The organism is Cellulomonas sp. ICMP 17802 (assembly GCF_041295535.1).
In the GTDB taxonomy this organism is placed as follows: domain Bacteria; phylum Actinomycetota; class Actinomycetes; order Actinomycetales; family Cellulomonadaceae; genus Cellulomonas.
The window spans coordinates 1-22,911 of record NZ_JBGFQZ010000004.1; the positions used below are offsets into that span (position 1 = coordinate 1).

The 22,911-nt window shown below is 75.6% G+C and carries 22 protein-coding genes, 1 pseudogene and 1 riboswitch; of the genes and pseudogenes, 22 read left to right on the forward strand and 1 reads right to left on the reverse strand.

What is annotated here, in order from left to right; translation table 11 throughout:
* The 12 genes and pseudogenes from AB5970_RS06105 to AB5970_RS06160 form a co-directional block, all read left to right on the forward strand.
* A pseudogene (locus tag AB5970_RS06105) lies at positions 1–861 on the forward strand (primosomal protein N'); the annotation flags it as partial.
* 8 nt (positions 862–869) lie between these two features.
* Positions 870–1,481 (forward strand): HAD-IA family hydrolase, encoded by a 612-nt coding sequence (locus tag AB5970_RS06110; RefSeq protein WP_370503030.1) that lies wholly within the window; start codon positions 870–872, stop codon positions 1,479–1,481.
* 10 nt (positions 1,482–1,491) lie between these two features.
* Entirely contained in the window at positions 1,492–2,430 is a 939-nt protein-coding gene (locus AB5970_RS06115; protein ID WP_370503031.1) for a methionyl-tRNA formyltransferase, read from the forward strand.
* The gene (locus AB5970_RS06120) at positions 2,427–3,929 is read left to right on the forward strand and encodes an RsmB/NOP family class I SAM-dependent RNA methyltransferase (RefSeq protein ID WP_370503032.1); all 1,503 of its coding nucleotides are present in this window, start codon (positions 2,427–2,429) and stop codon (positions 3,927–3,929) included. Before AB5970_RS06115 ends, AB5970_RS06120 begins: the two co-directional genes overlap by 4 nt.
* 18 nt (positions 3,930–3,947) lie before the next feature.
* Positions 3,948–4,607, forward strand: a complete 660-nt coding sequence (rpe, locus tag AB5970_RS06125) for a ribulose-phosphate 3-epimerase (RefSeq protein WP_370503033.1) — start codon at positions 3,948–3,950, stop codon at positions 4,605–4,607.
* Between the two features lie 64 nt (positions 4,608–4,671).
* Positions 4,672–4,804: riboswitch (FMN riboswitch) on the forward strand.
* 76 nt (positions 4,805–4,880) lie between these two features.
* Positions 4,881–5,954 carry a bifunctional diaminohydroxyphosphoribosylaminopyrimidine deaminase/5-amino-6-(5-phosphoribosylamino)uracil reductase RibD gene (gene ribD, locus AB5970_RS06130; protein ID WP_370503034.1) on the forward strand — a complete coding sequence of 358 codons (1,074 nt, stop codon included), beginning with the start codon at positions 4,881–4,883 and terminating at the stop codon, positions 5,952–5,954.
* A complete protein-coding gene (locus tag AB5970_RS06135; RefSeq protein ID WP_370503035.1) occupies positions 5,954–6,565 on the forward strand; it encodes a riboflavin synthase in 612 nt (203 codons plus the stop codon). Before ribD ends, AB5970_RS06135 begins: the two co-directional genes overlap by 1 nt.
* The gene (gene ribB / locus AB5970_RS06140) at positions 6,562–7,929 is read left to right on the forward strand and encodes a 3,4-dihydroxy-2-butanone-4-phosphate synthase (RefSeq protein ID WP_370503036.1); all 1,368 of its coding nucleotides are present in this window, start codon (positions 6,562–6,564) and stop codon (positions 7,927–7,929) included. Before AB5970_RS06135 ends, ribB begins: the two co-directional genes overlap by 4 nt.
* Entirely contained in the window at positions 7,926–8,429 is a 504-nt protein-coding gene (gene ribH / locus AB5970_RS06145) for a 6,7-dimethyl-8-ribityllumazine synthase (protein WP_370503037.1), read from the forward strand. The genes ribB and ribH overlap by 4 nt, the downstream gene beginning before the upstream one ends.
* Positions 8,430–8,438: 9 nt before the next feature.
* On the forward strand, positions 8,439–8,702 hold the full coding sequence (locus AB5970_RS06150) for a phosphoribosyl-ATP diphosphatase (RefSeq protein ID WP_056094875.1): 264 nt from the start codon (positions 8,439–8,441) through the stop codon (positions 8,700–8,702).
* An 11-nt stretch (positions 8,703–8,713) separates the two neighbouring features.
* Entirely contained in the window at positions 8,714–9,562 is an 849-nt protein-coding gene (hisG, locus tag AB5970_RS06155) for an ATP phosphoribosyltransferase (protein WP_370503038.1), read from the forward strand.
* Between the two features lie 20 nt (positions 9,563–9,582).
* Positions 9,583–10,017, forward strand: a complete 435-nt coding sequence (locus AB5970_RS06160) for a PH domain-containing protein (RefSeq protein WP_370503039.1) — start codon at positions 9,583–9,585, stop codon at positions 10,015–10,017.
* 10 nt (positions 10,018–10,027) lie between these two features.
* On the opposite strand, the gene AB5970_RS06165 is transcribed toward AB5970_RS06160, so the two are convergent.
* Complete coding sequence (locus tag AB5970_RS06165) at positions 10,028–11,152, reverse strand: DUF3866 family protein (protein ID WP_370503040.1); 1,125 nt, start codon at positions 11,150–11,152, stop codon at positions 10,028–10,030.
* Between the two features lie 34 nt (positions 11,153–11,186).
* Here AB5970_RS06165 and AB5970_RS06170 point away from each other — a divergent pair, with 34 nt between their 5' ends.
* From AB5970_RS06170 to AB5970_RS06215, 10 genes are all read left to right on the forward strand, one after another.
* Entirely contained in the window at positions 11,187–12,188 is a 1,002-nt protein-coding gene (locus AB5970_RS06170; RefSeq protein ID WP_370503041.1) for a helix-turn-helix transcriptional regulator, read from the forward strand.
* Complete coding sequence (locus AB5970_RS06175) at positions 12,181–13,143, forward strand: helix-turn-helix transcriptional regulator (RefSeq protein WP_370503042.1); 963 nt, start codon at positions 12,181–12,183, stop codon at positions 13,141–13,143. The genes AB5970_RS06170 and AB5970_RS06175 overlap by 8 nt, the downstream gene beginning before the upstream one ends.
* Before the next feature lie 2 nt (positions 13,144–13,145).
* Positions 13,146–13,469 carry a hypothetical protein gene (locus AB5970_RS06180; protein ID WP_370503043.1) on the forward strand — a complete coding sequence of 108 codons (324 nt, stop codon included), beginning with the start codon at positions 13,146–13,148 and terminating at the stop codon, positions 13,467–13,469.
* A 72-nt stretch (positions 13,470–13,541) separates the two neighbouring features.
* Complete coding sequence (gene tatA / locus AB5970_RS06185; RefSeq protein WP_370503044.1) at positions 13,542–13,850, forward strand: Sec-independent protein translocase subunit TatA; 309 nt, start codon at positions 13,542–13,544, stop codon at positions 13,848–13,850.
* Between the two features lie 43 nt (positions 13,851–13,893).
* Positions 13,894–14,688 carry a twin-arginine translocase subunit TatC gene (gene tatC, locus AB5970_RS06190; RefSeq protein WP_370503045.1) on the forward strand — a complete coding sequence of 265 codons (795 nt, stop codon included), beginning with the start codon at positions 13,894–13,896 and terminating at the stop codon, positions 14,686–14,688.
* On the forward strand, positions 14,685–15,599 hold the full coding sequence (locus AB5970_RS06195) for a diacylglycerol/lipid kinase family protein (RefSeq protein ID WP_370503046.1): 915 nt from the start codon (positions 14,685–14,687) through the stop codon (positions 15,597–15,599). Before tatC ends, AB5970_RS06195 begins: the two co-directional genes overlap by 4 nt.
* A gap of 47 nt (positions 15,600–15,646) precedes the next feature.
* Positions 15,647–18,526 carry a DEAD/DEAH box helicase gene (locus AB5970_RS06200; protein WP_370503047.1) on the forward strand — a complete coding sequence of 960 codons (2,880 nt, stop codon included), beginning with the start codon at positions 15,647–15,649 and terminating at the stop codon, positions 18,524–18,526.
* A 30-nt stretch (positions 18,527–18,556) separates the two neighbouring features.
* Complete coding sequence (locus tag AB5970_RS06205; RefSeq protein WP_370503048.1) at positions 18,557–20,185, forward strand: amidohydrolase; 1,629 nt, start codon at positions 18,557–18,559, stop codon at positions 20,183–20,185.
* A gap of 389 nt (positions 20,186–20,574) precedes the next feature.
* A complete protein-coding gene (lnt, locus tag AB5970_RS06210) occupies positions 20,575–22,140 on the forward strand; it encodes an apolipoprotein N-acyltransferase (RefSeq protein ID WP_370503049.1) in 1,566 nt (521 codons plus the stop codon).
* Positions 22,137–22,910: a polyprenol monophosphomannose synthase gene (locus tag AB5970_RS06215; protein ID WP_370503050.1), complete on the forward strand. Its 774-nt coding sequence runs from the start codon at positions 22,137–22,139 to the stop codon at positions 22,908–22,910. Before lnt ends, AB5970_RS06215 begins: the two co-directional genes overlap by 4 nt.
* Position 22,911: the final 1 nt, after the last annotated feature.

Here is a 22,911-nt window from a genome sequence, read left to right on the forward strand (position 1 = left end):
CGGTCCGGGTACGTGCCGGCCGTCGCCTGCGGGCGCTGCCGGGCCGCGGCCCGCTGCGGCGTGTGCCACGGCCCGCTCGGCCTGACCACCGCCGACGGCGTCCCCACCTGCGGCTGGTGCGGCCGGCTGGCCACCGACTGGCGCTGCACCGAGTGCGGGGCCGGCGCCCTGCGCTCGGTCCGGGTCGGCTCGGAGCGGACGGCCGAGGAGCTGGGCCGGGCCTTCCCGGGCGTCCCCGTGCGGGTGTCCGGCGCGCGCGCGGCCGGCGGGGTGCTGTCCACCGTCAAGGACGTCCCCGCGGTGGTCGTCTCCACCCCCGGGGCGGAGCCGGTGGCGCCCGGGGGCTATGCGGCCGCGCTGCTGCTCGACGCCGCCGTGAGCACCGCGGGTGCGTCCCTGCGCACGGGCGAGGACGCGCTGCGCCGGTGGCTGACCGCGGCGGCGCTGGTCCGGCCGGCGTCGGAGGGCGGCACGGTGGTGCTCGTCGGGGACGCGGAGGAGCGCGCCACGCAGGCTCTTGTCCGGTGGGACCCGGCCGGGTACGCGTCGCGGGAGCTGGCCGAGCGCGCCGAGCTGGGGCTGCCGCCCGCGGTGCGGATGGCGGCGGTCACCGGACCGCGCGACGCCGTCGACACCCTGCTGGCGCGCCTCGAGCTCGCGGACGCCGAGATCCTCGGGCCCGTGCCCGTCGGCGAGCCCGAGGCGGGCTCCCTCGAGCCGGACGTCCGGGCGATCGTCCGGGTGTCCCGGGCGCAGGGCGCGGCCCTGGCGCGCGGGCTCGCGGCCACGCTGGCCGTGCGCAGCGCGCGCCGCGAGGGCGGGTCCGTGCGGGTGCAGCTCGACCCGTCCGAGCTCGGGTGACCGGTCGCGTGATCGACACCGTGGTCTTCGACCTGGGCAACGTGCTCGTCCGCTGGGACCCCCGCCGCCCGTTCGTCGGCCGGCTCCCGGCGCGCGAGGTCGAGGCGTTCTTCACCGACGTCGACTTCCTGGCGTTCAACCACCACCAGGACGCCGGCCGGTCGTGGGCGGACGCGCGGGCCGCCCTCGCGCGCAGCGACCCCGAGCACCTGCCCGCGCTCGACCTGTACGTCGAGCACTTCGCCGACACCCTGGCCGGTCCGGTGCCGGGGTCGGAGCGGCTGGTGCGCGACCTGCGGGCGCTCGGCCTCCGGCTCCTCGGCCTCACCAACTGGTCGGCGGAGACGTTCCACCTGGCCGAGCCGGCGGCGCCCGCGATCGGGCTGCTGGAGGACGTGCTGGTCTCCGGCGAGGCCGGCGTGGCCAAGCCCGACCCGCGCGTCTTCGCGCTGCTGGCGCGGCGGTACGGGCTGGAGCCCGGTCGCACGGTGTTCACCGACGACTCGGCCACCAACGTCGCCGCGGCCGCGGCGGCGGGCTTCGACGCGGTCCTGTTCACCACGGCGGAGGCCCTCCGCGCGGACCTCGTCGCGCGCGGGCTCGCCCTGGCGCGCACCTAGGATCGTCGGCATGCGACTGCTCTTCGCCGGAACCCCCGCGGCCGCGGTGCCGTCGCTCGAGGCGCTCCTCGCCTCCCGCCACGAGGTGGTCGCCGTGCTCACGCGCCCCGACGCCCGGTCGGGACGCGGCCGGTCGTCGGCGCAGAGCGCGGTCAAGGCGCGGGCGCTGGAGGCCGGGCTCGAGGTGCTGACGCCCGAGCGCCCCCGGGACGCGGACTTCCAGGCCCGGCTCGCCGAGCTGGCCGTCGACGCGGCCCCGGTGGTCGCGTACGGCGCGCTGATCCCGCCCGCGCTGCTGGACGTCCCCGCGCACGGGTGGGTCAACCTGCACTTCTCGGTCCTGCCCGCCTGGCGTGGGGCCGCTCCGGTGCAGCACGCGATCATCGCGGGCGACGAGGTGACGGGTGCGTCGACGTTCCGGCTCGAGGCCGGGCTCGACACCGGGCCGGTGTTCGGCTTCCTCACGGAGACCATCCGCCCCCGGGACACGGCCGGCGACCTGCTCGGCCGCCTGGCGACCGCGGGCGCCGGCCTGCTGGTGCAGACGCTCGACGCGCTCGAGGACGGGATCCTCAGCCCGGTCGTGCAGTCGACCGACGGGGTCAGCCTCGCGCCGAAGATCGAGGTGGACGACGCCCGGGTGCGCTGGTCGCACCCCGCGCACGCTGTCGACCGGCGGATCCGGGGCTGCACCCCGGCGCCCGGTGCCTGGACCACCCTGCCGGACGGCTCGCGCCTCGGGATCGCGCCCGTGGTGCCCGTCGCCGACGTGACCGACCTGGCCCCCGGGCAGCTGCGGGTCGGCAAGAAGGAGGTGCTCGTCGGCACCGGGGGTCACGCGGTCCGGCTCACCGACGTGACGGCGCCGGGCAAGCGGGCGATGCCGGCGGCCGACTGGGCCCGGGGCGCGCGCCTCGGCGCGGACACCGTGCTCGGCGGTGCCGCATGAGTCCCGCCGACGACCGGCGCGACGCGAGCGGTCGGCAGCGTGGAGCCGCCCGCTCGCAGGGCAGGACGCAGCGCTCGGCCGCCGCTCCGTCGCAGCGTCGCCGCGGCAGCGACCCCGCGCGAACGGCCGCCTACGACGTCCTGCGCGCGGTCGCCGGCACGGACTCGTACGCCAACCTGGTGCTCCCGCCGCTGCTGCGGGACCGCCGGATCACCGGCCGCGACGCCGCGTTCGCCACGGAGCTCGCGTACGGCACGCTCCGCCTGCAGGGCCGGTACGACGCCGTGATCGCGCAGGCCGCCTCGCGCGCGGTCGACACGATCGACGCGCCCGCGCTCGACGTGCTGCGGCTCGGGGTGCACCAGCTGCTCGGCATGCGGGTGCCCGCGCACGCGGCGGTCTCGGAGACGGTCGGGCTCGCCCGCGAGCAGCTGGGCACGGGCCCGTCGCAGTTCGTCAACGCCGTGCTGCGCACCGTCGGGCGCTCGACGCCGCAGGAGTGGGAGCAGCGGATCGCGGAGGCGGCCGGCGACGACGACCTCGCGCGGCTGGCCGTCACGCAGAGCCACCCGGTCTGGGTGGTCCGGGCGCTGCGCGAGGCGCTGGCGGGCAACGGGCGGTCCGCGGACGAGATCGAGGCGCTGCTCGCCGCGGACAACCTGGCACCGCGCGTCACGCTGGTCGCGCGCCCCGGGCTGGTGGACCAGGACGAGGTGCTCGAGGAGACCGAGGGCGCGGGCCTGGTCGGGGCGCTGACCCCGACCGCGGTGATCCTGCCCGGCGGCGACCCCGCGGCGCTGCCGAGCGTCCGCGACGGGCGTGCCGGGGTGCAGGACGAGGGCAGCCAGCTGGTCGCGCTGGCCCTGACGGCGGCGCCGCTGGACGGCCGGGACGAGCGGTGGCTCGACCTGTGCGCGGGGCCCGGGGGCAAGGCCGCGCTGCTCGCGGCGGTCGCGGGGGAGCGCGGCGCCCGGATCGTCGCCAACGAGGTGCAGCCGCACCGCACCCTGCTGGTCGAGCAGGCGCTGCGCGCGGTGCCCGCCGACGCGGTGGAGGACGTCCGCACGGGCGACGGGCGCTCGGTCGGCACCGACGAGCCGGCCTCGTACGACCGGGTGATGGTCGACGCGCCGTGCACCGGCCTCGGCGCCCTGCGGCGGCGGCCCGAGGCCCGGTGGCGGCGCACGCCCGCCGACCTGGCGGGACTCAGCGCGCTGCAGCGCGAGCTGCTGGTCTCGGCGCTGCGCGCGGTCCGGCCCGGCGGGGTCGTCGCCTACGTCACGTGCTCGCCGCACCTCGTCGAGACGCAGCTCGTGGTCAAGGACGCCGTCCGACGGTCGGGGATCGCCGTCGAGGCCGTCGACGCCAAGGCCGTCGTCCGGGAGATCGCGCCCGACGGCACGGTCGACCTCGACGAGTCGCGCACCGACGTCCAGCTGTGGCCGCACGTGCACGGCACGGACGCGATGCACCTCACGCTCCTCCGCCGCACGTCCTGAGGCCTCTACGCTGGCCGGGTGCCTGCGCTGATCAACCCGAGCATCCTGTCCGCCGACTTCGCCAACCTCGAGCGTGACCTCCAGGCGATCGCGGCGGCCGACTACGTGCACGTGGACGTCATGGACAACCACTTCGTGCCCAACCTGACGCTCGGCCTGCCGGTCGTGACGCGGATCGCCGAGGTCTCGCCGCTGCCGCTCGACGTGCACCTGATGATCGAGGACGCCGACCGCTGGGCGCCGGAGTACGCGGCCGCGGGTGCGGCGTCGGTGACGTTCCACGCCGAGGCGACGCAGGCACCGGTCCGGCTGGCCCGTGAGCTGCGGTCCCGCGGGGTGCGGGCCGGCATCGCGCTGCGGCCGGCCTCCCCGGTCGAGCCCCTGCTCGACCTGCTGCCGGAGTTCGACATGCTGCTCGTGATGACGGTCGAGCCCGGGTTCGGCGGCCAGGCGTTCATCGAGGGCATGCTGCCGAAGATCCGCCGCGCCCGCGCCGCCCTGGACGCGTCCGGCGGGTCCACCTGGATCCAAGTGGACGGGGGAGTCGCCCGCGACACGATCGGGCGCATCGCCGCCGCCGGCGCCAACGTCTTCGTGGCCGGGTCCGCGGTCTACGGCGCGCCCGACGTCGCGGCCGAGATCGCCGCCCTGCGCAGCCTGGCGGACGCGGGCGCCTGACCGGTCGGGCCGCCCGGCGGGAATGTGCCGTGTGGCATGATCGTTGGCGCAGTACGAACACATACACGTGCTCCGGGGTCGGTGTAATTCCGAGCCGGCGGTGACAGTCCGCGACCCGCACGGTCCGCAAGGATCGGGCGGTTGACCTGGTGGAACTCCAGGACCGACGGTGAAAGTCCGGATGGGAGGATCACGTGGCGGCGCCGTCGCGCCGTGGTTGCGGGACTCTTCCTGCCGCCCTCACCCCGGAGCCATCGCGCCCGGAGGTGACGCATGGCCAGCACCGACCTCGGCACGGGCGCACCCGTCGCCGCCGCCGAGCTGACGGCCATGCGCCGCGCCCTCGCGCTCGCGCTGCGCGGCCCGGCCTCCGACCCGAACCCCCGCGTGGGCTGCGTGCTGCTGGGCCCCGACGGCGAGGTCCGCGGCGAGGGCTGGCACCGCGGCGCCGGCACGCCGCACGCCGAGGTCGCCGCGCTGGCCGACGCCGCCGCACGCGGCCTGCCCACCGAGGGCGCCACGGCCGTGGTCACGCTCGAGCCCTGCAACCACACGGGTCGCACCGGCCCGTGCTCGGAGGCGCTCATCGCGGCGGGCGTCGCGCGGGTCGTGGTGTCCGTGGACGACCCGAACCCCGTCGCCTCCGGCGGCGTCGAGCGGCTGCGCTCCGCCGGCGTCGACGTGCAGACCGGCGTGCTGACGGCCGAGGGGCGCGCGGTGCTGGGCGCCTGGCTGCCGTCGGTCGAGCGCGGGCGGCCGTTCGTGACCCTCAAGATCGCCATGTCGCTGGACGGCCGCATCGCCGCGGCGGACGGCTCGAGCCGGTGGATCACGTCCGAGGTCTCGCGCCACCACGCGCACGACCTGCGCGCCGAGGTCGACGCCATCGCCGTCGGCACCGGCACCGCGCTGGTGGACGACCCGTCGCTCACCGCGCGCAACGCGGCCGGCGAGCTGCACGGCCACCAGCCGCTGCGGGTGGTCGTCGGGCACCGCGACGTGCCCGCGGACGCGCGGCTGCGCGGCCCGGGCGGCGAGCTGGTCCACCTCCGCACCCACGACCCGGCGCAGGTGCTGGCCGAGCTGCACGCGCGCGACGTCCGGCACGTGCTCGTCGAGGGCGGTCCCACGCTCGCCGCCGCGTTCGTGCGGGCCGGCCTCGTGGACGAGCTGCACGCGTACGTCGCGCCGGTCCTGCTCGGGTCCGGGCCGTCCGCGATGGCCGACCTCGGCGTCGTCTCGATCGGCGACGCCGTCCGCCTCACCACCCGATCCGTCATCCCGCTCGGTCCCGACGTCCTCGTCGTCGCGACCATCGACCCGCCCAGCCCCACGGAGGAGCCCTGATGTTCACCGGAATCGTCGAGGAGATCGGCACCGTCGAGGAGATCGTGCACGGTCCGGACGGGACCGACGCGCGCCTGCGCGTGCGCGGCCCGCTCGTCGTGTCCGACGCCCACCTGGGCGACTCGATCAGCGTCTCCGGCGTCTGCCTCACCGTCACCGAGCTGCCCGGCGACGGGACGTTCCTCGCGGACGTCATGCCGGAGACCCTGCGCCGCAGCGCGCTCGAGGACGTCGGCGTGGGCAGCCCGGTCAACCTGGAGCGGGCGCTGGCCGTCGGCGGCCGGTACGGCGGGCACGTCGTGCAGGGGCACGTCGACGGCGTCGGGACGATCCTGTCGCGGTCGCCCGGCCCGCGCTGGGACGACGTGGAGATCGGGCTCGCGCCCGAGCTCGCGCGCTACGTCGCCGAGAAGGGCTCCATCGCCGTGTCCGGCATCTCGCTGACCGTGACGCACGTGGGCGACGAGTCGTTCGGCGTCTCCCTCATCCCCACGACGCTCGAGGCGACGACCCTCGGCACGCTCGCGCCCGGCGCACGGGTCAACCTGGAGGTCGACGTGCTGGCCAAGTACACCGAACGGCTGCTGTCGACGGCGGGGGTGCTGCGATGACCGCCCCGGCCGGCGTGAAGGTGGGCACCGTCGAGGAGGCGCTGGAGGCGCTGCGCGCGGGTCGTCCCGTGCTGGTGGCCGACTCGCCGGACCGGGAGAACGAGGCCGACGTCATCCTCGCCGCGCAGTCCGCCACGCCCGAGTGGATCGCGTGGACCATCCGGCACTCGTCGGGCTACCTGTGCGCGCCCATGCCGGCGTCGCGGGCCGACGCGCTCGACCTGCCGCTGATGGTGCCGCACAGCCAGGACCCGCGCCGCACGGCGTACACCGTCACGGTGGACGCGGCGACGGGCGTGACCACCGGCATCTCGGCGGCGGACCGGGCGCGGACCATGCGGGTGCTGGCCGACCCGGCGTCGGGCCGCGAGGACCTCATCCGCCCGGGCCACGTGCTGCCGCTGCGGGCGGTGCCGGGCGGCGTGCTGCACCGCGCGGGCCACACGGAGGCGGCGGTCGACCTGTGCCGGCTCGCCGGCCTGGAGCCCGTCGGCGCCATCGCGGAGCTGGTGAACGACGACGGCACGATGACCCGGCTCGACGTGGCGTCGGCGCTGGCGGAGGCCGAGGGCCTCGTGCTGCTGACGATCGAGGACATCGTGGCGTGGCGTACCGAGCACGACGACGACGTGACGGCCGAGGCCGCCGTCGCCGCGCCGCCGAAGGAGCGCGTGCACGCCACGCACACGGCGTACCTGCCGACCAAGCACGGCGACTTCCGCATCCACGGCTACCGCGACCTGCGCACGGGCGCGGAGCACGTGGCGCTCGTGCCCACCCAGGGCCTGGCCGTCGAGCCCGTGGTCCGGGTGCACTCCGAGTGCCTGACCGGCGACGCCTTCGGCTCGGCGCGGTGCGACTGCGGCCCCCAGCTCGACGCCGCGCTCGAGCTCGCCGCCGCGCAGGGCGGTGCCGTGATCTACCTGCGCGGGCACGAGGGCCGGGGGATCGGGCTGCTGGCCAAGGTCGCCGCCTACGCGCTGCAGGACGCGGGCCGCGACACGGTCGAGGCGAACCTGGACCTCGGGTGGCCCGCGGACCGGCGGGAGTACGGCGCCGCCGCGGCCATCCTCACGGACCTCGGTGTGCAGCGCATCAGCCTGCTCACCAACAACCCGGCGAAGGTGGCCGGGCTGCGCGCGCACGGGATCGACGTCGCGGAGATCCGCAGCCTCGAGGTGGGCCGGACCCCGCAGAACGAGGCCTACCTGCGCACCAAGGCGACGTCGATGGGGCACCTGCTCCACCTGCCGCCCGGCACGGAGGGCGAGCCCATCGCGGTCGCGCCCGTGCACGCGACGCCGGCCACCCCCGGCGCCGACCACGACGACCACGCGTTCGAGAACCTGGAGGACCTGGCATGAGCGGTGCAGGAGCGCCCACCCTGACGGTCGACGGGAGCGGCCTGAGGGTCGTCGTCGTCGCGGCGAGCTGGCACACGGTGGTGATGGACGGCCTGCTCGCGGGCGCGCAGCGGGCCCTCGCCGCGGCGCACGTCGACGACGTGACGATCGTCCGCGTCCCGGGCACGTTCGAGCTGCCCGTCGCGGCGCAGGTCGCGGCGGCGGGCGGTGCCGACGCGGTCGTCGCGCTCGGCGTCGTGATCCGCGGCGGCACACCGCACTTCGAGTACGTCTGCCAGGGCGCGACGCTCGGCCTGACCGACGTCGGGATCCGCACCGGCGTGCCGGTCGGGTTCGGCGTGCTCACCTGCGACAACGAGGAGCAGGCGCTGGACCGCGCGGGGCTCGAGGGCTCGCACGAGGACAAGGGCGCCGAGGCCGCCGAGGCCGCCGTCGCGACCGTGGTCGCCCTGCGCGCGCTGCGTGGTACCCCCACGCACCCTGAGTCGCTTCCCGTCTAGAGTGCCCGCGTGAAGACCTTCGACACCCTGTTCGCCGAGCTCTCGGAGAAGGCAGCCACCCGCCCCGCGGGCTCCGGCACGGTCGCGGAGCTGGACACCGGCGTGCACGGCATCGGCAAGAAGGTCGTCGAGGAGGCCGCCGAGGTCTGGATGGCCGCCGAGCACGAGTCCGACGAGCGGACCGCCGAGGAGATCTCGCAGCTGCTCTACCACCTCCAGGTGCTGATGATCGCGCGCGGGCTGACCCTCGCCGACGTGTACACCCACCTCTGAGAGGAACGACCGTGCTGAGGATCGCCGTCCCGAACAAGGGCTCCCTGTCGGAGCCCGCCGTCGAGATGCTCAAGGAGGCCGGCTACCGGCAGCGTCGTGACTCCCGCGAGCTCGTGCTGCCCGACCCCGACAACGACGTGGAGTTCTTCTTCCTGCGGCCGCGGGACATCGCCGTGTACGTGGGGGCCGGCACGGTCGACGTCGGGATCACCGGGCGGGACCTCATGCTCGACTCGGAGTCCGCGGCGGTCGAGCACCTGCCGCTCGGGTTCGCGCGCTCGACGTTCCGGTTCGCCGGGACGGCGGGGGAGTGGACCGACGTCGCGCAGGTGGGCGGCCGGCGCGTCGCGACGTCCTACCCGGTGCTCGTGCGGTCGTACCTGCGGTCGCTCGGCATCGAGCCCGCCGGCGTCGTGCGCCTGGACGGTGCCGTGGAGTCGGCCATCAAGCTCGGCGTCGCGGACGTGATCGCGGACGTCGTCGAGACCGGGACGACGCTGCGCGCCGCCGGGCTGGAGATCTTCGCCGACCCGATCCTGCGCTCCGAGGCCGTGCTGGTCCGCCGCTCGGACGGCGAGGAGCCCGCAGGCCTCGACGTGCTGACGCGGCGCATCCAGGGCGTGCTGACCGCCCGCGAGTACGTCCTCATGGACTACGACGTGCCGCTCGGCCTGGTCGACCAGGCGGTCGCGATCACGCCCGGGCTCGAGTCGCCCACGGTCTCGCCGTTGCACAACCGCGACTGGGCGGCCGTGCGCGCGATGGTCCGGCGCGACCAGACCAACCGGGTGATGGACTCCCTGTACGACATCGGTGCGCGCGCGATCCTCGTGACGTCGATCCACGCGTGCCGGCTCTGAGCGGTGAGCGGGGGACAGGCGTGGACGCGCTGACTTCCCCGTTCCGGCCGCGGCTCGCCCGCGTCGTCACCCTGGTCATGGCCGTCGTCGTGGTCGCCCTGACGATCGCGATCATGCTGGCGCTGTCCATCCTCACGACGGGCGACCGGCTCGGGTTCGCGATCGTCGGCGGCCTCATCGCGCTGTTCCTCTGGCGCCAGGCGTCGGTGGTCGCACGGGCGGACGACGACGGCCTGACGGTCCGCAACCTCGTCTTCACGCGCCGGCTCGAGTGGGCCGAGATCGTGTCGGTGCGGTTCGGGTCGGGCCGGCCGTGGGTCCAGCTGGACCTGGCCGACGGGGACACGCTCGCGGTCATGGGCATCCAGCGGGCGGACGGCGCGTTCGCGGACGCCGAGGCCCGCCGCCTGGCCACCCTGGTGGCGATGCACACCACCACGCCGCGCGACGACTGACGCGCGGGCGTCAGCCCACCAGGTCCCGCGCGTGCACGCCGGCGGCGGCCGCCGCCAGGAACGCCGCCGGGTCGTCCACCAGCCCGCGTCCCATCGTGGACAGGCGCACCGGCGAGCCCTCCAGGGCGCGGACCAGCTCCTCGTCGGCCGGCACGGTGACCAGCCGGTGCCGCGCCCCGAGCGCGGCGGCCTGCGCGACGACGCGCCGCCCGAGCTCCTCGAGCGGGCCGGGGTCGAACGTCGGCACGACGACGTCGGCGGGCGCGAGCGCCACCCGGCCGTAGGCGGTCAGCGAGTGGTGGGACACGCCCAGGTGCCGCTCGCGCTGGTCGGCACCGGAGACGCGCAGCGACGCCACCGGCCGCCCGCCCAGGGTGCCCGTCGCGTTCACCGCCTCGCCCGCGGCGACCCCGGAGAACCCCCAGCGCGTGCCCGTGCCGAGGTTGCCCGGGCCCTGCGCGACGACCACGAGATCGGCGCCGACGACGTGCCGCGCGGCCAGCAGGCCCGTGTGCACCGTGACGGCCTCGAGGTCGCCCCCGAACGACTGGCCCGTGGTCACGCAGGCCTCGATCCACCCGGCCGACCGCAGGCCGGCCACCGTCCGGGAGAACCACGCGGGCAGCGCGCCGCCGTCGGTCATCACGTACGCGACCCTGGGAGCCGGGCGGCCAGCCCGCGCCGCGGCGTACCGGGCTCCGGCGACGATCGCGGGCAGCGCCGAGTGCAGGTCGGCGACCACCACCGGCAGCCCGCCGAGGTCGTCGGCGTCGCGCAGCAGCTCGTGGTGCGGGGACTCCTGGTCGTCGACCCCCAGCACCATGGCCTGCAGCGGCGTGTACCGGGCCTTGACCAGGTGGCCGGGGCCCTCGGGCGGGTCGGCGCGCGGGCGGTCGGGCAGCGCGATGACCAGCGCGTAGCCGCCGGTGCCCAGCCCGCGGGCCAGCGCCGAGACGTTGAGCAGCACGCGGTCGCCGATCTCCGGGCTGCCGACGAGCTCCGGGAACGCGAGGGCGCGGACGGCGTCGCCGGCGGTCGCGGTGCCCACGGGGGCCTCGAGCTCGACCGTCACCTCGGCGGCGCCGGGCCACGTGGCCCCGAGCGACACCACGACACCCGCACGCCACGTGATCACGCGCCCACGCTACCGGCCACTACGGTGGTGCCCGATGGCCGCCCAGATCGCCCCCGCCGAACGCCTGCTCAACCTCGTCATCGCCCTGGTCAACACCGCCGGGCGGATGACGAAGGAGCAGGTGCGCACGAGCGTGGCCGGCTACCAGGAGGCGCCGTCCGACGACGCCTTCGAGCGGATGTTCGAGCGCGACAAGGACACGCTGCGCGACCTCGGCATCCCGATCCTCACGGTCACGGACGCGGGGCACGGCGACGACATCGGCTACCGGGTCGACCTCGACGCGTACGCGCTGCCCCCGCTCGACCTCACCGCGGCCGAGCTCGGCGTGCTGGCGATGGCCGCGCAGGTCTGGCAGGACCAGGCCGTCCGGGCGGACACGACGCGCGCGCTCACCAAGCTGCGCGCGGTGGGCGACGCCCCGGAGTCGACGGACCTGGTGGCCGGCCTCGCGCCGCGGGTCCGGGCGGGCGGGGGCGCGTTCGGCCCGCTGGTCGACGCGGTGCAGGCGCGCCAGGCCGTCCGGTTCACGTACCGGGCAGCCACCACGGGCGAGGTCCGCGAGCGCACGGTCGAGCCGTGGAAGCTGCTGGCGCGCCGCGGCGGCTGGGTGCTCGTCGGCCGCGACCGCGACCGCGGCGCCAGCCGCTCGTTCCGGCTGAGCCGGGTGGAGGGGGTCGTGCGCACCGTCGGCGAGCCCGGCTCGTTCACGGCCCCGTCGGCGCAGGAGCTGGCCGACGCGCTGCGCACGTGGGCGAGCGGGCCGGAGCGGATCGCGACGCTCGCCATCCTGCCCGAGCGCGCCAGCGCCGCCCGCGCCCGCGCGGTCCCGGCCCCGCCCGACGAGCCGGTGCGCACGCACGTCCACCGCGACATCGTCCACGTGCCGTTCCGCGCCGAGTGGGAGCTCGCGGAGGAGCTGGTGGGCTACGGCGACGCCGTCGTCGTGCTCGCGCCGCCGGGGCTGCGCGCCTCGGTCCTGCACCTGCTGCAGACCGCCGCCACGCTGGACGAGGGGGTGCGGACCGATGGCTGAGCGCGCGAGCGACCGGCTCCTGCGGATGCTGGGCATGATCACGTACCTCGACCGGCACGACGACGTGTCGGTCGAGGCGATCGCGTCGCAGTTCGGCGTGAGCACCCGGCAGGTGATGGACGACATCGACACCCTGTGGGTCACGGGCACGCCCGGCTACTACCCGCACGACCTCATCGACTTCGACGCCGCCTCGTACGAGCAGGGCGTGGTGCGCCTCACGGAGTCCCGCGGCATGACCCGCCCGCTGCGGCTGGGTGCGCGCGAGGCCGTCGCGCTCGTCGCCGCCCTGCGCGCCGTGGACGCGGCCCTGGGGGACGCCCTGGACCCCGAGCGGGCCGCGGTGCTGCGCTCCGCGCTGGCCAAGCTGAGCGCCGCCACCGGGGACGCGGCGGCCGCCGTGGACGTCCGGCTCTCGGTCGACGCCGCACCGGACGTCGCGGCCGCGGTCGCCACCGCGCTGCGGCACGGCCGCCGGCTGCACCTGCGCTACGTGAACGCGTCCGACGTCACCACGGAGCGCGACGTCGACCCGATCCGCCTGGTCACCGACGACGAGCGCTCGTACCTGCTGGGCTGGTGCCTGCTGGTCGACGGCGAGCGGCTGTTCCGCGTGGACCGCGTGCTCGCGGCGACCGTGCTCGACACGCCCGCCGCGGACCACCAGGTGCCCGACGGCGCCGACGTCTTCTCGCCGGGCGCCGAGGGCGAGCTGGTGACGCTCCACCTGGCCAGCCAGGCACGGTGGGTGGTCGAGACGACGCCCGTCGACGCCGTGCGCAACCTCGAGGACGGCTCGTTCGAGGTCGATCTGCGGGTGGTGCAGCACGCCTGGCTGCGGCACCTGGTGCTCCAGGTCGCCGACGACGTGCTCGACGTCCGCCCGGCCCGGATCGCGCAGGAGGTCGCGGCCGCCGCGCGGGCCGCGCTGCGGGCGTACGAGGAGGTGGGCTGACCGTGCTGTGGTTCTCGGTGTGGACGATCCTCGTCCTGGCGACCCTGGGTGGGGCGTTCCTGCTCGGGCGCCGGCTCTGGCGGTCGGTGGTCGCGCTGGGCCGCGAGCTGTCCCGGGCGGCCGACACGGCGTCGCAGCTGGCGGACCGGGTCGACGAGCTCCAGGCGGCCCGCGCCGCGGTCGACACGGGTCCCACCCTGTTCGCCGACCCGGAGCCGCTGTGGGAGCACTGGGCGGAGCTCCGGGCGGAGGCGGCCGACCGGCGCGCCGAGCGCGAGCAGCGCCGGGCCGCCACGCGGCTGCGCTGGCGTGCGTACTGGAGCTGACGGCCTGCGCTCCATCCTCAGGTGACGCGGGTACGATCACACGGTCATCGACATTCCGACGGAGGACTCGACGTGTTGCGAAACCTGACCGCATGGCACGTGCTGATCGTGCTGCTGGTGGTCGTCCTGCTCTTCGGCGCGAAGCGGCTGCCCGACCTGGCCAAGAGCGTGGGCCAGTCGATGAAGATCTTCAAGAACGAGGTCAAGGACCTGCGGACCGACGACGCCGGCCCGGCCACGCCGCCCGCCGCACCGCCGGTCGCCGCGGCGCCGCCTGTCAGCGCACCCCCGGTCGTCCCCGCCCCGGTCGAGCCGCAGTACGTGACCCCCGTCCGGCCCGCCGACGAGCCGTCCGAGGGCAACGCCCCGCCGAAGGCCTGATCCGCGCGTGAACGCCCGCCGCGGGGGTGAGCCCGGCGGCCGGATGCCGCTGCGAGAACACCTGGTCGAGCTCCGCCGCCGCATCTTCCTCGCCGCGATCGGGGTGGTCGTCGGCGCCGTGATCGGCTGGTTCCTCTACGACCCGGTCTTCACGGCGCTGCAGCAGCCCATCGTGCACGTGGCGCAGGAGCGCGGCAGCCTGATCGCCCTGAACTTCTCGGGCATCGCCACCTCGTTCGACATGCGCGTGAAGGTCTCGTTCTTCCTCGGCGTGATCCTGTCGAGCCCGTGGTGGCTGTACCAGTTCTGGGCCTTCGTCACGCCTGGGCTCAACCACCGTGAGCGCGTGTACGCCTTCGGGTTCCTCGGGGTCGCCGTGCCCCTGTTCCTCGCGGGCGCGTTCGTCGCGTGGTGGGCCCTGCCGAACGCGGTCAAGCTCCTCACCGAGTTCACCCCGACGGGCGCCACCAACCTCATCGACGCGCAGACCTACCTGGGCTTCGTGATGCGGCTGATGCTCGCCTTCGGGCTGGCGTTCCTGCTGCCCGTGGTCATGGTCGCGCTGAACTTCGCCGGGATCGGCACCGCGGCGACCTGGCGCCGGGGCTGGCGCTGGGCCGTGATGATCGCGTTCGTGTTCGCGGCCGTCATGACGCCGACGCCCGACGCCATGACCATGCTCGCGGTCGCCCTGCCCATCTGCGGCCTCTACTTCGTCGCGCTGGGAGTGTGCGTGCTGCACGACCGCCGGGTCGACCGGCAGCGGATCGCGGCGGGCCTGCCGCGCCTCGACGGGACGATGGACGACGAGCCTGGCGGCGCCGGGGCGACCGCGTGATCCACCTGGGCGTCGTGGTCAACCCGACCGCCGGCAAGGGTCGCGGGACGCACGCGGGGCGGCAGGCGCACGACCTGCTGCGCGCCCGGGGCCACAAGGTCGAGGACCTGTCGGCGGCCACCCTCGCCCAGGCCACCGACCGGGCGCGGGCCGCCGCCGTGCAGGGGCTCGACGCCCTCGTGGTGGTCGGCGGCGACGGCATGGCGCACCTCGGCGTGAACGTCGTGGCGGGCACCGGGCTGCCGCTCGGCATCGTCGCGGCGGGCACGGGCAACGACATCGCGCGCACCCTGGCGCTGCCGCGGGGGGACGTCGAGGCGGCGGTCGCCGCGATCGAGCACGGGCTGTTCGACGGGCCGCGCCGGGTCGACGCCGTGCGCGTGGGATCGCCCGAGCACGCGGCGCACGAGTGGTACGTCGGGGTGCTGTCCTGCGGGTTCGACGCCACGGTCAACGCCCGGGCCAACGAGATGACCTGGCCCAAGGGCTCCGGCCGGTACGTGCGGGCGCTCGCCGCGGAGCTCGGGCGCTTCCGGCCCTACGGCTACCGCGTGACGCTGGACGACTCGGTCTGGGAGTCCGCCGGCAGCCTCGTGGCGGTCGCCAACGTGCCGTGCTTCGGGGGAGGGCTCCAGATCGCGCCCGACGCGCTCGTCGACGACGGGCTGCTCGACGTGGTCGTCGCCGGGCCGTTCAGCAAGGCCGGCATCGTCAAGATCTTCCCCGGCATCTACCAGGGCAGGCACGTGGGCCACCCGTCCGTGCAGATCCTGCGCAGCCGGTCGGTGCTCATCGAACCCCTGACCGACCTCGGGCCGCTGCCGCCGGTCGCGTTCGCCGACGGTGAGCGGATCGGGCCCCTGCCGCTGCGGGTCACCGTCGACCCCGGGGCGCTGTCCATCCTCTGCTGAGCGCGGCGTGCGGGCCGCCGCCCGAGGCGTGTGCCTAGGGTGTGCCTGTGGTGTCCCGCTCCCGCAAGACCGGCCCCCCGTCGACAGACACTCGCTCGTCCGAGACCGAGCCCTCGCCCGCCGAGCGCTACGCGGCGGCACGGCGACGGGCCGAGGTCGACCGCAGCGAGCTCGGCCAGTTCCGGGAGCTGCTGGGCTTCCCGCTCGACGAGTTCCAGATCGACGCCTGCCAGGCGCTGGAGCGGGGGAGCGGCGTCCTGGTCGCGGCGCCGACCGGGGCCGGCAAGACCGTGGTCGGCGAGTTCGCGGTGCACCTCGCGCTGGCGTCCGGGCGCAAGGCGTTCTACACCACGCCGATCAAGGCGCTCTCCAACCAGAAGTACTCCGACCTGGTGCGCCGCTACGGCGCCGACCGCGTGGGCCTGCTCACCGGCGACACCACGATCAACGGCGAGGCGCCGGTCGTCGTCATGACCACCGAGGTCCTGCGCAACATGCTCTACGCGGGCTCGACGACGCTCCAGGGTCTCGGGTTCGTCGTCATGGACGAGGTGCACTACCTGGCGGACCGGTTCCGCGGGCCCGTGTGGGAGGAGGTGATCATCCACCTCACCGACGACGTGCAGCTGGTCTCGTTGTCCGCGACCGTGTCCAACGCGGAGGAGTTCGGCGACTGGCTGGCCACCGTGCGCGGCGACACGACGGTCGTGGTGAGCGAGCACCGTCCGGTCCCGCTCGGGCAGCACGTGCTGGTACGCGGCGACCTGCTGGACCTGTACGCCGGCCACGTGGACCCGACCGACCCCGGCGTCGACCCCCCGATCAACCCCGACCTCACGCACCTGCTGCGGCGCAGCAACCGCGAGGAACCCGGCCAGGGCCGTCGCGGCCCGGGGGACCGGGGCTACCGGGGGCGGGGCGGGGCCAGGCCCGGCGGAGGCGGCGCCCGACCGGGCGGCGGCCGGCCGACGCCGCGGTTCGCCGTGGTCGACGCGCTCGACCGCGACGGGCTGCTGCCGGCGATCGTGTTCATCTTCTCCCGGGCCGGCTGCCAGGGCGCCGTGCAGCAGTGCCTGGCGGCGGGGGTCCGCCTCACCTCGCCGGCCGAGCAGTCGGAGATCCGGCGGATCGTCGAGGAGCGCTGCGCCGCGGTGCCGCCCGAGGACCTCGACGTGCTCGGCTACTGGGAGTTCAGCGACGCGCTGTCCCGCGGGGTCGCCGCGCACCACGCCGGGATGCTGCCGCTGTTCAAGGAGACGGTCGAGGACCTGTTCTCGCGCGGCCTGGTCAAGGTCGTGTTCGCCACCGAGACGCTGGCGCTGGGCATCAACATGCCGGCCCGGTCGGTGGTCATGGAGAAGCTGGTCAAGTGGGACGGCTCCAACCACGTCGACGTCACGCCGGGGGAGTACACGCAGCTGACCGGGCGTGCGGGCCGCCGCGGCATCGACACCGAGGGGCACGCGGTCGTCGTCGCGCACCCGGGCCTGGACCCGGTGCAGCTGGCGGGGCTGGCGTCCAAGCGGCTGTACCCGCTGCGGTCCAGCTTCCGCCCCACGTACAACATGGCGGTCAACCTGGTGGCGCAGGTGGGCCGCGACAGGGCCCGTGACGTGCTGGAGACGTCCTTCGCGCAGTTCCAGGCCGACAGGGGCGTGGTCGGCCTCGCGCGGCAGGCACAGGGCCACGCAGAGGCCCTGGAGGGGTACGCCCGCGCGATGGTGTGCCACCAGGGCGACTTCGCCGAGTACGCGGCCCTCCGCCGCGAGATCGCCGCGCGCGAGAAGGACCTGACCCGGGCCGAGGCGCAGGCGCGCCGGGCCGAGGTGGCGCGCACCCTGGAGGGCCTGCGGGTCGGGGACGTGCTGGAGATCCCGGTGGGCCGGCGGTCCGGGCACGCCGTGGTCATCGACCCGGGCGGCGACGGGGGCTTCGACGGTCCCCGGCCCACGGTGCTCACCGTCGACCGCCAGGTGCGCAAGCTCACGGTCGCGGACGTCGGGACGGGCGTGCGCACGGTCGGGTTCCTGCGCGTGCCCAAGGGCTTCACCGCGCGCGTGCCGGCCGCTCGCCGCGACCTCGCCGCGGCGCTGCGGTCGTCCGTGGGCGCGGACCGGGGCCCCACCCGCAAGGACCGCCCCAAGGGCGGGCAGTGCGCGGCCGCCGACGACGCGGAGCTCGCCGCCCTGCGGCGACGGCTGCGCGCGCACCCGTGCCACAGCTGCCCGGACCGCGAGGAGCACGCCCGGTGGGCCGAGCGATGGGCGCGCCTGGCGGGCGAGCACGACGCCCTGGTCGCGCGCATCGCCGGGCGGACCGGGTCGATCGCGGCCGTGTTCGACCGCATCTGCGACGTGCTCCAGCGGCTCGGCTACCTCGAGCAGACGTCCGACGACGCCGGCCGCAGCGTCCTGCAGGTGACCGACGACGGCCGCTGGCTGCGCCGGCTGTACGCCGAGAACGACCTCCTGCTGGCCGAGTGCCTGCGGCGCGGCGTCTTCGACGAGCTCGACGCGCCGGGCCTCGCGGCCGCCGTCTCCACCCTGGTCTACCGCTCGCGGCGGGACGACCAGGGCGAGCCGCGCATCCCCGGCGGGCCGAACAGCCGGCTCGGGGTGGCCCTCGACGCGACCGTGCGGGCCTGGTCGGAGCTCGACGACCTCGAGACCGCGCACAAGGTCGAGACCATCCAGCCGCTCGACGCCGGCCTGGTCGAGGCGGTGCACCGCTGGGCGGCCGGGCGCAGCCTCGACGCGGTGCTCAAGGGCAGCGAGCTGTCCGCGGGCGACTTCGTGCGGTGGTGCAAGCAGGTCATCGACGTGCTCGACCAGGTGTCGCAGGCGGCCCCCCACCAGCGCGTCCGGGACACCGCGCGGCAGGCCGTCGAGGCGCTGCGGCACGGGGTGGTGGCCTACTCGTCGGTCTAGCACGGCTGACCTGCCCTATCGTGTGCCGGTGTGAGCTCGACCCTCTATCGCCACGGCGTCATCCACACCTCCGCCGACCCGTTCGCGGAGGCCCTGCTCGTCGACGACGGCACGGTCGTCTGGCTCGGCGCGGACGACACCGCGGACGGCATGGTCTCGCGCGCCGACGAGGTGATCGACCTCGACGGGGCGCTCGTCGCGCCCGGCTTCGTCGACGCCCACGTGCACGTGCTGGAGACGGGCCTCGCGCTGGAGAGCATCGACCTGTCGCCCGAGGGCGGCGTGCACTCGCTGTCCGACGCGCTCGACGCCGTGCACCGGGTCGCCGCGACCCTCGAGCCCGGCGGCACGGTCCTCGGCTTCGGCTGGGACGAGCTGCGCTGGCCCGAGGGCCGGCCGCCGACGCGCGAGGAGCTCGACGCGGCGGCGGGCGGCGCGCCCGTCTACCTCGCCAGGGTCGACGTGCACTCGGCCGTCGTCTCGAGCGCGTTGTCGCGCGATGCCGGTCTCGACCTGCTCCCGGGCTGGAGCTTCGACGGTCGCGTCGAGCGGGACGCGCACCACGCCGCGCGCGACGCCGCCCGTGCGGTCTCGCCGGAGCGGCGCACGGCCCTGTACCGGCGGGCGCTCGCGCACGCCGCCGCTCGCGGGGTCGTCTCGGTGCACGAGCACAGCGCGCCGTCGATCGACACCCGCGCGGGCCTGGTCGAGCTGCTCGAGCTGACGGCGGACCCCCGGGACGGGCTGCCGCACCTGGTGGCCTACCGCGGCGAGCAGTGCGTGACGGTCGACGACGCCCGCGAGATCCTCGCCGCGATCCCGGGGCTCACGGGGATCGCGGGCGACCTCAACGTCGACGGCTCGCTGGGCTCGCACACCGCCGCCGTCCGGGCGCCGTACGCCGACGCGCCCGGCGACCAGGGCGTCCTGTACCTGACCGCCGAGCAGATCTGCAACCACCTGACCGCCGTCACGCGCGCCGGCGTCCAGGGCGGCTTCCACGTCATCGGCGACCGCGCCATGGACGAGCTGCTGCTGGGCCTGCGGGCCGCGGTCGACGTGGAGGGACCCGACGCCATCGCGCGCATGGGCCACCGCCTCGAGCACGCCGAGATGATCGACGCGCCGACCCTGGCGGCGCTCGTGCTGCTCGGGGTCCGGCTGAGCGTCCAGCCGGCGTTCGACGCGGCCTGGGGCGGCACCGACGGCATGTACGCGACCCGGCTGGGCGCGGGCCGCGCCGCGGCCCTCAACCCGTTCGCCGACCTCGCCGCCGCCGGCGTGCCGCTCGCGTTCGGCTCCGACTCCCCGGTGACCGCCGTCGACCCGTGGGCCGGCGTGCGTGCCGCGGTGGCGCACCACGCCGCCGACCAGCGGATCTCGGCGCGCGCGGCCTTCCGGGCGTCCACGCGCGGCGGCTGGCGCGTCGCCGGGCTCGACCACACCGGCGCCGGCGAGCTCCGCGTGGGGTCGCCCGCGCACCTGGCCGTCTGGCGCGCCGAGCACCTGACGGTGCAGTCGGCCGAGGGGAGCTTCTCGTCGTGGAGCGCGGACGCGCGGGCCGGGATCCCGCTGCTGCCGGACCTCTCGGCGGACGCGGCGCCCCCCACGTGCCTGCGCACGGTGCGCGCCGGCGTGGTGCTGCACGACACGTTCTGAGGGCGGGGCGTGGTCCGAGCGGGTGAATTCCTGGCCGCGCTCCGGCGACCGGAACCGCCCGCTTCGACCCGATCCGGCGACACGCGCGACGACACGCCGGTCCGAACGGTACAGACGGGACCGATGGTGCGCGGGTGACCTGCACGTACGGCTCCCACCTGCACCGACGCCACCTTGACAGGGTTCTGGATCTCGGTAGGTTCCTCAGGAGATCCACCGCGGCGAGCTGCCCACGACGACGTCGGGCCTGGGGCGCCGCGGGAGGGGGTAGGGCTCCGACCGGGCCCGCGTGTTCAGTAGACAACGGTCCGTGCGCCTGCACGCCGACCGGTACGAAGGACACGCGGGCCGGTCGGTCGGACCTCAGCCGACTGTCGTACCCTCCTGGGGTGCCCGCCCGTGAACCCGCCCGATGGTGGACTCTCGTCCTGGCCGTCGCGGGTGGTGTGCTCACCCGCCTCGCGTTCCCGGCGCCGGGCTGGTGGGGGGCCGCGTTCGTCGGCGTCGCCCTGCTCTTCCTGGCCCTGCGGCGGGACAGCGCGCGCTGGAACGCCCTCGTCGGGCTGGTCTGGGGGCTCGCGTTCGTCGCGCCGTTGATCACGTGGGCCGACGGGGCCGTCGGCCAGATCCCGTGGATCGCGCTCAGCACGCTGGAGGCCCTGCTCTTCGCCCTGTTCGGTGCCGCCTGGGCCTGGGCGCGCCGGGGGAACGCCGTCTGGCGCAGCGCCGGGCTGCAGGTGGTCGTCTTCGCCATCCTGTTCGTCGCCATCGAGGAGCTGGCCGCCGCCTGGCCGTTCGGGGGCTTCCCGTGGGCGCGGCTCGCGTTCTCGCAGGCGGACTCGCCGCTGGCCCCGCTGGCGTCGCTCGGCGGCACCCCGCTGCTGACCGGGTCCGTCGTGGTGGTCGGCGTGCTGCTCGCGCAGGCCGTCCTGGCCGCCCGCCGCCTGCAGGTCGCGCGCGTCGTCGTCGCCACGGCCGTCGCGGCAGCGGTGCTGCTGCTCGGCCTGCTGGTGCCGCTCGACACCCAGGCCGAGAAGGGCTACCTGCGGGTCGGCGCGGTCCAGGGCAACGTCCCGGGCACCGGGCTCGACGCGTTCGGCCAGCGCGAGGCCGTGCTCGACAACCACGTCACCGGCACGCTCGCGCTGCTCGACCAGGTGGAGCCCGGCCAGCTCGACCTCGTGCTGTGGCCCGAGAACGGGACCGACATCGACCCGCAGGCCGACCAGAAGGCCGCGGACCTGATCGACGGGGCCGCCCAGGCGGTCGGCGCGCCCATGCTCGTCGGCACCGTGCAGTACCCGCCGAGCGGCGGCCGGTACAACACCGCGGTGCTCTGGGAGCCGGGCGTCGGGGTCACCGCGTCGTACACCAAGCAGCACCCGGCACCGTTCGCCGAGTACATCCCCATCCGGTCGTTCGTGCGGCACTTCTCGTCCGCCGTGGACCTGGTGACGCGGGACATGATCGCCGGCGACCGGCCCGGCTACGTGCCGCTCGAGTCGGAGCGCCTCGGGCGGACCGTGGGCATCGGCGACGTCATCTGCTTCGAGGTCGCCTACGACGGCATCGTGCGCGAGGCGGTGCGCTCCGGGGGAGAGGTGCTCGTGGTGCAGACGAACAACGCCTCGTTCGGGGTCTCGGACGAGTCCACCCAGCAGCTCGCGATGTCCCGCATCCGTGCGATCGAGCACGGCCGCGCGACCGTGCAGATCTCCACGGTCGGGGTCAGCGCCGTCATCGACCCCAACGGGGTGGTGAGCCAGCAGACCGGGCTCTTCACCGCCGAGCAGATGGTGGCTAACCTTCCCCTGCGCGACACCCTGACGCCCGCCACGCGGCTCGGCTCGTGGCCCGCATGGATCATCGACGCCCTCGCGGTGTGCGTGGTGCTCGCCGGCATGGCCGGCGCGCACCGGGTGCGTCGCGCCGACCGGAACGAGACCGCCGCATGACCTCCGACCCCCAGCGGGTGCTCGTCGTCGTCCCCACGTACGACGAGCTCGAGAACCTGCCCGGCGCGCTCGAGCGCCTCCGGACGCACGTGCCGGACGCCGACGTCCTCGTGGTGGACGACGGGTCGCCCGACGGGACGGGCGAGCTGGCCGAGAAGATCGCCGAGCGCGAGGTGGCGGACGGCGGACGGCGCCGGGTCCACGTGCTGCACCGCGCGGGCAAGCTCGGGCTGGGCACCGCCTACGTCGCGGGGTTCGGGTGGGCGCTGGAGCACGGGTACGACGTCGTGGTCGAGATGGACGCCGACGGCTCGCACCGCGCCGAGGACCTGCCGCGGCTGCTCGCGCGCACCGCCGACGCCGACCTCGTGCTGGGCTCGCGCTGGGTGCCGGGCGGCAGCGTGCTCAACTGGCCGCTGAGCCGGCACGTGCTGTCGCGGGGCGCCAACACCTACACCCGGCTCATCCTGGGCATCCCGCTGCGCGACGCGACGGGCGGCTTCCGCGCCTATCGCGCGGACCTGCTGCGCGAGCTCCAGCTGGGCGACGTCGCGTCGCAGGGCTACTGCTTCCAGGTCGACATGGCGTGGCGTGCGGTGCGCACGGGCGCGCGCGTGGTCGAGGTGCCCATCACGTTCGTCGAGCGTGAGCTCGGCCGCTCCAAGATGAGCCGCGGCATCGTGGTCGAGGCGCTGGTCAGCGTGACGCGGTGGGGCATAGCAGAACGCTCCCGCCGTGTGGCGGGAGCGTTCTGTCGGACAGCGGGCTGAG